The 8867-nt window shown below is 73.6% G+C and carries 7 protein-coding genes; 5 read left to right on the top strand and 2 right to left on the bottom strand.

All coding sequences use genetic code 11. The annotated features are described in order from the left end of the window. The first annotated feature begins 127 nt into the window (after window positions 1-127). Window positions 128-733, top strand: a complete 606-nt coding sequence (locus IE329_RS15465; protein WP_190211433.1) for an NUDIX hydrolase — start codon at window positions 128-130, stop codon at window positions 731-733. Between the two features lie 140 nt (window positions 734-873). Here IE329_RS15465 and IE329_RS15470 read toward each other — a convergent pair whose 3' ends face one another. Beyond that, window positions 874-2004: a hypothetical protein gene (locus IE329_RS15470; RefSeq protein ID WP_190211434.1), complete on the bottom strand. Its 1131-nt coding sequence runs from the start codon at window positions 2002-2004 to the stop codon at window positions 874-876. 182 nt (window positions 2005-2186) lie between these two features. Beyond that, window positions 2187-3290 carry an ABC transporter substrate-binding protein gene (locus tag IE329_RS15475; RefSeq protein ID WP_229927461.1) on the bottom strand — a complete coding sequence of 368 codons (1104 nt, stop codon included), beginning with the start codon at window positions 3288-3290 and terminating at the stop codon, window positions 2187-2189. Window positions 3291-3693: 403 nt separating this feature from the next. Between IE329_RS15475 and IE329_RS15480 the strand changes: the two genes are divergently transcribed. The 4 genes from IE329_RS15480 to IE329_RS15495 all read left to right on the top strand — a co-directional run bounded on the left by IE329_RS15480 (window position 3694) and on the right by IE329_RS15495 (window position 8417). Next, a complete protein-coding gene (locus tag IE329_RS15480) occupies window positions 3694-5235 on the top strand; it encodes an APC family permease (RefSeq protein WP_190211455.1) in 1542 nt (513 codons plus the stop codon). Window positions 5236-5440: 205 nt separating this feature from the next. After that, window positions 5441-6484, top strand: coding sequence for a tryptophan--tRNA ligase (gene trpS, locus IE329_RS15485; RefSeq protein ID WP_373311198.1), 1044 nt, complete (start codon window positions 5441-5443; stop codon window positions 6482-6484). Window positions 6485-6539: 55 nt separating this feature from the next. Beyond that, complete coding sequence (locus IE329_RS15490; RefSeq protein ID WP_190211436.1) at window positions 6540-7562, top strand: S66 peptidase family protein; 1023 nt, start codon at window positions 6540-6542, stop codon at window positions 7560-7562. 102 nt (window positions 7563-7664) lie between these two features. Next, complete coding sequence (locus IE329_RS15495) at window positions 7665-8417, top strand: nucleoside/nucleotide kinase family protein (RefSeq protein WP_190211437.1); 753 nt, start codon at window positions 7665-7667, stop codon at window positions 8415-8417. Window positions 8418-8867: the final 450 nt, after the last annotated feature.

Raw genomic sequence — 8867 nt, forward strand, 5'->3', positions numbered from 1 at the left:
TGTGATTTCCACCGGGCGGCCGGAGCGGACCGGCCGGGCCCTTGTCGCGCCGCTGCACCGGCGGCCGGGGTCGAACCGGCTCGACGGCATCGGCCGCCTCTGCGAGGGTGACCCGATGCGAAACCCGATGCGAATCCTGAGGCGTGGGCGGGAGCGGACTCCCCGGCAGGCAGCTCGAACGGTGGTGCTGGACCAGGACGGTTCGGTGTTCCTGCTCCGTTCCGACAACGTCGAGGTCGGCGTGCACTGGACGTCGCCCGGCGGCGGCATCGAGCCCGGCGAGAGCCCGGTCGACGGCGCGCGGCGGGAGCTGTGGGAGGAGACCGGCTGGACGGACCTCGTGCCCGGGCCGCTGCTCTGCACCTGGGAGCACGACTTCACCTGGCACGGCATTCCGGTCCGCCAGCACGAGCACATCTTCCTGACGGTGGGTCCGCGACGCGGCCCGCTGGGCGACGTCAGCGACGTCCACGCCACCGACGGCATTCTCGGCTGGCGCTGGTGGACCGCGGCGGACCTCGCGGACGAGCGGGCCGACGCCGTCTGGCCGCCCCAACTGCCCGCCCTGCTGGCCGGAGTGCGGGCGAAGGGATGGCCCGGGGACGGGTCGCCCGGTTCGCTCCCGCCGGTCGAGCCGGTCGACCTGGGCTACGTTCCCAACGGGACCGGCAACAGCACGGACGCGGCGAGGAGTACGGCGGCCGGCCAGGCCCGGGAGGGCACCGACGTCTGAGGTGGCGGGCGCCGGCACCGGCCCGGGCGCCAACCCGGCCCAAGCCCCCGTCCGGCCGCCGCCGGATCTCCCGGGCCGCGCCGGCCGGGTGCCGCCGGGGCGCCGCCGGGGTGTCGCCGTGGTGTCGGTGGGCGGGCGGCTCAGTCCGGCCGGTTCCGGGCGCCGCCGCGTTTGGCGGGCCGCACGCGCCAGCCGTGCAGACCCAGCTCGCGGTCGTGCAGGGCCTCCGGATTGATGAACACCGACAGTACGGCGCACGGCAGTTGGCCGTGGTCGAGGCCGGTCGCGGCGAGCAGCTGTTCGGTCGGCACGGAGACGGCGATGGCGGGCCGCCAGGAGGGGAGGACGACCAGGCAGGTCCCGCGACCGGGCCGGATCATCCGGGCCTCGGCCAGCACGTACCGGCGCTCCTGCGGACGGTTCTCGGGCTCGGGCAGGTTGGGGGTCCCGCCGATCAGGATGCCGAGCGGGGCTTCGGAGACCGGCTCCGGCCCGACGGGCGTGAGCGGGCGTTCCGGTGGCGGCGGCGGGGTGCTGGTGTCCTGCTGCGGGCGCGGGTGGAGCCGGCTCAGCCGGCGGGCGGGCGAGGGACGCTTCGCGGGCGCCGGTCCCGGCGCGGGGGAGGCCGTCGCGGGCGGTACGGCGGGCGCCCGGCGGTTCGCCGACCGGGCTCCCCGCGCGGGGCGGCCGGCCGCCGGAGGCCGTTCGTCCCGTACGGCCGGCCGCTCCTCGGACCGGTCCGCCGGCCGGTCCGTCCGCTGCCCCGGCTGCTGGGCGGGCCGGGTGGCCGCCGCTCCCTCCGCCGGCAGCTGCGCCCGGCGGGAGAGGTCGGCCCCGGCGGCCAGCAGCAGGTTTCTGGTCTCGGCGGTGGTGCGGCGGCAGGCCACCGCCAGGTCGGCGAGGGTCGCGCCCTGCTCGTAGGCCGTCCGGAGCCTGGCGCCGAGCCCGGTCCGCAGGTTCTCCGCCGTGGTGTCGTTGTCCGCCGTGGTGTCGCGGGGCCCCGAGGTCTCGCCGCGGCCGGCCGCGCCGTCGTCCTGCGGGCCGCCGCTGCGGCGGGCGACCTGCTCGGTCCGGCGTCCCCGCGGGTGTGCGGCCTGGCTCCCACCGGCCGGCCGGGGTTGCGGCACCGTGTCGGCCGGGGCCGGCCCCGCGGGCCGGTGCCCGGCGGCCGGGTCGGTGGCTCCGGCGGTGACGGAGCACTCGGCGCCGGGTCCGTGACCGGCGGGCACGGACAGGGGACGGTCGGCTGCGGTCTGGTCGAGCGGGATCATCGGCGCGGGCCCTCCGAGGTGCGGTCCGGATGATCCTGCCGCACCCCGGGATCAAGCTCCAAGAGGACCGGCGGGCGGGGAGCCGGCGAAGCCGGGCCGGGACGGCCGTTCGTACCCCGGTCCGGCCCTCCGCCTCCCCGGCCCGCCGGGCGGGCCTTCCCAGGGAGCGCCGCCCGGGGGCGTCAGGCGCCGGGGGCGACGAAGCCCTTGAGGTCGGCCAGGACGGCGTGGGCGGCCAGCACGCCCAGGCCCAGGAACCAGGTCTCGTCCGAGACCGGCCTGGCCTGGCCCGACTTCACGGCGCCGAGGGTCTTCCACAGCGCGCCGCCCAGGACGGCGTCCTGGTTGGTGGAGCTGGGCGTGCCGTACACCCCGTAGAAGACCCAGTCCGCGTCGGCCTTGTCGATCTGCTCGGGGCTGATCTCGACCGCGAGCTCCTTGACCTGCTCGATCTTCGGCTGCGGGACCGGGATGTCGGCGAGGATGGTGCCGATGAAGGAGAGGCCGGCGTAGAGCCGGGTCTTGCCGGGCATGAAGCGCAGCGGGCTGACGGTGGGCTTCTTGTCGCCGAGCCGGGCGCCGACCGCGCCTGCCGCGGCCTGGTAGGCGGCGAGCTGTGCCTTGGCCTCCTCCTGGAGGCCGAACGGGCTGGCGTTCAGCAGGAAGTTCTCCTTCCAGGGGTAGCCGGGGCGGATCGAGAAGACGGTCGGCGCGATCTTCGACAGCGAGGCGTACTGGTCCTGGGCGCGCAGCTGGCTGCCGAGGATGAGGTCCGGCTTGAGCGCGGCGATGGCCTCCAGGTTGAGGCTGTTGATGGTGCCGACGTTGGCCGGGCTGCCGACCTTGTCCTTGAGGTAGGACGGCATGGTCTTGGAACCGTCGGTGTAGACCACGCCGACGGGCTGGATGCCGAGCGCGACCACGTTGTCGAGTTCGCCGGTGTCCAGGACGACCACCCGGACCGGCCTGGCCGGGACGACGGTCTCGCCGAGCGCGTGCTTGACGGTGCGGGGGTAGACGCCGGGGGCGGCGTCGGTGCCGAAGGCCTTCATCTGCTCGATCACGGTGGCGTAGTCGTCGCCGCCCTGCTTGACCGACTTCTGGTCCGGGGAGGCCCCGGTGGTGGCACCGCCGGCCGGGGCGGCCGCGTCCGTCGCGCCGGTGGAGCTGCCGCAGGCGGCGAGCAGCCCGCCGAGGCCGAGGACGGCCCCGCCGGTCAGCCCGGCGGCGAGGAAGCTCCGCCGGGAGGTGGGGGAGGTGGTCCGGTCGGCGGGGGTGGGGGCCACGCGAGCGCTCCTACGGCGACGGCCGGCGGCGAGCGGGCAGGGGGCGTCGCCCGGTTTCCGCCGGAGGTTGATTAGGTGAGGCAAACCTATCCGACGGCGGGGTGGCGGCCGACCGGCGGCCTCGCGCGCAGGGGAGAAATCGTCTCAAACCAGTACGTAACGGAAAAATCAAAGCCGCCAAATTCCTTCGAAACGAAGGGCTTGTCACTGATGATCCATGGATATGGCACTCAAAGTCCAATCCGTGCGCTTGAATCAAAGCCAGTGGCTCAGATCACGCAGGTCAGGCCTACCCAGAACCGGAACCCGTACTTAGGGTGCCGAGGTGGTTGATCAGCAGCTCTCGGAGCACGGAAGCAGCGGACGGGCAACGACGCCCGTCCTCCCGACAGGCGTCCCGGCCATCGGCACCACCGGCGACCTCCCCGGTCCGGGGCCGGCCCCCGGCGCCGCCGGGGACAAGGGCCTACGCGGCAACTCCGTCGGACTGCTCAGCAGCGTCGTCCTGGGCGTCTCCACGGTGGCCCCGGTCTACTGCCTCACCGCGACCCTCGGCCCCACCGTCACCGCCGTCGGCGTCCGGATGCCCGCGGTGTTCCTGGCCGGCTTCCTGCCGATGCTGCTCGTCGCCTTCGCGTACAAGGAGCTCAACAAGGCCTTCCCCGACTGCGGCACCTCCTTCACCTGGACGGTGAAGGCCTTCGGCCCGCGGATCGGCTGGATGGCCGGCTGGGGGCTGACCGTCGCGACCATCATCGTGCTGTCCAACCTGGCCGGGGTCGCGACCGACTTCCTCTACCTGATGCTCGGCGAGACGACCGGCAGCGACGCCGTCGCCCGGCTCGGCGACAACACCGCCGTCCACCTGCTCACCGTGGTCGCCCTGATCGCCGGCGCCACCGCGATGAGCTACCGGGGCATGACCGCCACCAAGTGGTTCCAGTACAGCCTGGTCGGCCTCCAGCTGGCCGTCCTGCTGCTGTTCGCGGGCATCGCCATCGTCAAGGCGGCGGCCGGCGACCTGCCGCACTCGGTGGGCTTCTCCCCGAGCTGGCTCAACCCGCTGGAGGTCGGCTCGTTCAGCGCCTTCACGGCCGGCCTGTCCCTGTCGATCTTCATGTACTGGGGCTGGGACACCTGCCTCACCATGAACGAGGAGACCCTCGGCAGCGCCAAGACCCCCGGCCGGGCCGCGATGATCTCGATGGTCACCCTGGTCACCTCGTACCTGCTGGTCGCCGTCGCCGCGCAGATGTTCGCCGGCGTCGGCAGCACCGGCACCGGGCTCGGCAACCCCGAGACCGCCGACAACGTCTTCGCCGCGCTGGCCCGGCCCGTCCTCGGCACCCCGTGGAGCATCCTGCTCTTCCTCGCCGTCGTCGCCAGCGCGGCCGCCAGCCTGCAGACCACCTTCATCCCGGTCGCCCGCACGCTGCTGGCGATGAGCGCCTACAAGGCCGTACCGCCGCGCTTCGGCAGCGTCCACCCCAAGCACCGCACCCCCGGCTACGCCACCGTCGCGGCCGGCGTCGCCACCGCCGGCTTCTACGTCGGCATGACGCTGATCAGCGACCACGTGGTCGAGGACACCATCAAGGCCCTCGGTCTGATGATCTGCTTCTACTACGCGCTGACGGCCTTCGCCTGCGTCTGGTACTTCCGCCGCGAACTCCGCCGCAGCCTGCGCGACCTGGTGCTCAAGGGCCTGGCCCCGCTCCTCGGCGGGCTGCTCCTCGCGGGCGTCTTCCTCAAGACCCTCACCGACGCCTGGGACACCGGGTACGGCGGCGGCGCGGTGCTCGGCATGGGCTCCGTCTTCGTCATAGGCGTCGGCATCCTGCTGCTCGGCGCCGTCCTGATGGTCTGGTACAGCGTCTACCGGCCCGAGTTCTTCCGCGGCGAGACGCTCCGCAAGGACACCCCCGCCCTCGTCGTGGAGGACTGACCGCGCCCGGTCCACCCCCGCCGCGCCCCGCCTTCCCCTATGCTCGACGCCATGAAGCGCTTCGCATGCCTGAGCTGGTGGCCGTCCTAGGACGGCCACCCCAGACATGACCAGGGCCGTCCGTTCCGGACGGCCCTGCCGCGTTTCCTCCCGTGTGCAACGCCCGCCCGGACGGCGGCGACCACCGGAGGAGACCCCCGTGACCATCACCACCGCCCGGCCCGCGACCGCCGCCGACCACGGCACCGACCCGGAGCACCCGGCCGGCCGCCGCGTCCTCACCGGCGACCGCCCCACCGGGCCCCTGCACCTGGGCCACTACTTCGGCACCCTGCGCAACCGCGTCCGGCTCCAGCGGCAGGGCGCCGAACTGTTCGTCGTCGTCGCGGACTACCAGGTCATCACCGACCGCGACATCGCCGACCGGCTCGCGGAGCACAGCGAGAACCTGGTGATCGACTACCTCGCCACCGGACTCGACCCCGAATCCGCCACGATCTTCGCCCACAGCGCCGTGCCCGCCCTCAACCAGTTGCTGCTGCCCTTCCTCAGCCTGGTCAGCATCGCCGAACTGGGCCGCAACCCCACCGTCAAGGACGAGATCGCGCACTCCCGGCAGTCCGCCGTCAGCGGCCTGATGTTCACCTATCCCGTGCACCAGGCCGCCGACATCCTCTTCTGCAAGGCCGACCTGGTCCCCGTCGGCCAGGACCAGCTGCCGCACCTGGAGGTCGCCCGCACCGTCGCCCGCCGCTTCAACGAGCGCTACGGCGCCGGCATCTTCCCCCGCCCACGGGCGCTGCTCTCCGCCGCGCCGCTGCTGCCCGGCACCGACGGCAGCAAGATGAGCAAGAGCCGCGGCAACGCCATCGCGCTCGCCGCCGACGAGGACGAGACCGCCCGCCTGGTCCGCGGGGCCACCACGGACGCCGACCGCCGGATCACCTACGACCCGGCCGGGCGGCCGGGGGTCGCCGGCCTGCTCCTGCTCGCCGCCCTCTGCCAGGACCGCGACCCCGGACAGCTGGCCGAGGAGATCGGCGACGGCGGCGCGGCCGCCCTCAAACGCACCGTCACCGAGGCGGTCAACGAACACCTCCGGCCGATCCGGGCCCGCCGCGCCGAACTCGCCGCCGACCGCGGCCACATCCGCCAGGTCCTGCGGGCCGGCGCCGAACGCGCCAACGCCGTCGCCGACGCGACCCTGGCCGAGGTACGGGCCGCGATGGGAGCCGTGGGATCGGCCTGAGCCAGGCCGGGCATACCTTGGTCAGTCGGACACACCAACCGGGGAGGACCAGGCGATGGCTCAGCACCCGCCCGAGCGGACGGCCGGACCGGTCCGGCCCGCAGCGCCGCAGTACCCGTCGGACCCGCCGGCCGGACCGCTGCGGGCACTCACCCGCCCCCCGCACCTCCGCCCCGGGGACCGCGTCGCGGTGGTCGCCCCCAGCAGCCCGGTCGACCCGGAGCGGCTCACCGCGGGCTGCGCCGTCCTGCGTTCCTGGGGGCTGGAGGTCGAGGTCGCACCCCACGTCCTCGACACCCACCCCACCCTCGGTCACCTGGCCGGCCGGGACGCGGACCGCGCGGCCGACCTCCAGGCCGCCTGGCTCGACCCCACGATCGCCGCCGTCGTCTGCGCCCGTGGCGGGTACGGCGTGCACCGCATGGTGGACCTGCTCGACTGGGACGCCCTGCGGACGGCACCCCCCAAGGTGCTCGTCGGCTACAGCGACGTGACCTCCCTGCAAGAGGCCTTCGCCCAGCGCCTCGGAGTGGCCACCCTCTACGGGCCGATGGCCTCCGCCGCCACCTTCCTGTCCGACGGGCCGACCGCCGAGCACCTCCGCCGCACGCTCTTCCGGCCGGCCGACGCGACCGTCCTGACCTCGGCCACCGCGGGCACCCTCGTCCCCGGGCGGGCCCGGGGGATCACGGCGGGGGGCTGCGCCTCCGTCCTGGCCGCCGAGCGCGGCACCCCCGGGGCCCGGCCGTCCTTCGCGGGCGCGGTGCTCGTCCTGGAGGACGTCAACGAGCAGCCCTACCAGCTCGACCGCATCCTCACCCAGCTCCTGCGCTCGGGAGCGCTGGACGGTGTGGCGGGCGTGGCCCTCGGCTCCTGGTCGGGCTGCGGTCGGCCCGAACGGGTGCGGGAGGTCATGCTCGACCGCCTCGGGCCGCTCGGCGTCCCGGTCCTCTGGGAGCTCGGCTTCGGCCACGGCTCCTCCAGCCTCACCGTCCCGCTGGGGGTGCCCGCCCTGCTCGACGCCGACGCCGGTGCGCTGACCCTCGAAGTGCCGGCCCTCGCGGAGCGCGGGCACTGACCGGCCCGCGCGCCGGCGCACCAGGAGCGGGAGGCGGCTCCACGACGCACCGCCGGGCCCACCGGCGGCCGCACCACCGGGTGCGCTGAGTAGGGTGCGCCCATGCACGACGACACGCTGAACACCGAAACGGCAGCGCCGCCGGCCGGTCCGGCGACGGACGGCCACCCGCAGGCCCACGACGATCCGCGCGATCTGACGGAGCTGGCCGCGGGCCTGCTGCGTGGGCGGGGCAGCGGCAGCCGGGTGATCCTCGGCCTCACCGGTCCGCCCGCGGCGGGCAAGTCCACGCTCGCCCGGCACCTGGTCGCCGAGGTGTGCCGCTCCGAGGGCCCCGACACCGCGGCCTACCTCCCGCTGGACGGCTTCCACCTCTCCAACGCCCAGCTGGACCGCCTCGGCCTGCGTTCCCGCAAGGGCGCCCCGAGCACCTTCGACGCCCACGGGTACGCCGCCCTGCTCCGCCGGGTCGCCGAGGACCGCTTCCACGACATCTACGTCCCCGACTTCGACCGCGAGCTGGACGAGCCGGTGGCGGCCCGCCACCTGATCACCCCGCGGACCCGGCTCGTCATCACCGAGGGCAACTACCTCTCCTCGGCCGACACCCCTTGGCCGGCGGCCCGTGCCCTGCTCCGCGAACTCTGGTACGTCGACGCCGAGGACACCGTCCGGGAAGAGCGGCTCGTCCGCCGGCACATGGCGGGCGGACAGCCCGAGACCGAGGCCCGACACCGGGTCAGCTCGAACGACCACCCGAACGGCGAGTACGTGAAGGCGGCCCGGGAGGGTTGCAGCAGGACCGTCCGGCCGGGGCGTTTGCCTCAGCCGCCCGCTGCGCGTAGTGTTGACTAGTCGCTCGGCAGGGAGCACCGGACACGCAGTCAGCGCGGACGGTCCCGGGGCGGCCACTCCACGAACCACCTTCCATCGCATCGTCATGGGTTTTTTCGCTTCGGCGTATTCCTGTGCGGTTAATTGGCGTGTGTGTGTTTAGCGGATTGGCTTGGATTCGCCTTTCGGGGCGGGGCTGGGCTAGAGTTTGAGGCGTCGGACGGACCGTCAGGTCGGGCCGGCGAAAGCCTCCTGAAGGCCGGGACACACGAAAGACTCTGATAGAGTCTGGGAGTGCCGAAAGGTCGAAGGAAAGCAAGGCAGGGAAGCGAAACTCCGGAAAACGGAGCGGAAAGCATCTGCTAAGCTGGAAACACGAAAGAACGAAGCGCCCGGAGAGTTCACAAGAGTGGCTCGAAGGAAGTGTCCGTTCCTTGAGAACTCAACAGCGTGCCAAAAGTCAACGCCAGA

It is taken from the genome of Kitasatospora indigofera, from assembly GCF_014655955.1.
Lineage (GTDB): Bacteria > Actinomycetota > Actinomycetes > Streptomycetales > Streptomycetaceae > Kitasatospora > Kitasatospora indigofera.

Bases quoted from the DNA above. Each gene is read 5' to 3' on its own strand.
- IE329_RS15490 (WP_190211436.1), top strand. From the start codon at position 6,540: ATGGCTCAGCACCCGCCCGAGCGGACGGCCGGACCGGTCCGGCCCGCA.
- IE329_RS15495 (WP_190211437.1), top strand. From the start codon at position 7,665: ATGCACGACGACACGCTGAACACCGAAACGGCAGCGCCGCCGGCCGGT.
- IE329_RS15470 (WP_190211434.1), bottom strand. From the start codon at position 2,004: ATGATCCCGCTCGACCAGACCGCAGCCGACCGTCCCCTGTCCGTGCCC.
- IE329_RS15465 (WP_190211433.1), top strand. From the start codon at position 128: ATGCGAATCCTGAGGCGTGGGCGGGAGCGGACTCCCCGGCAGGCAGCT.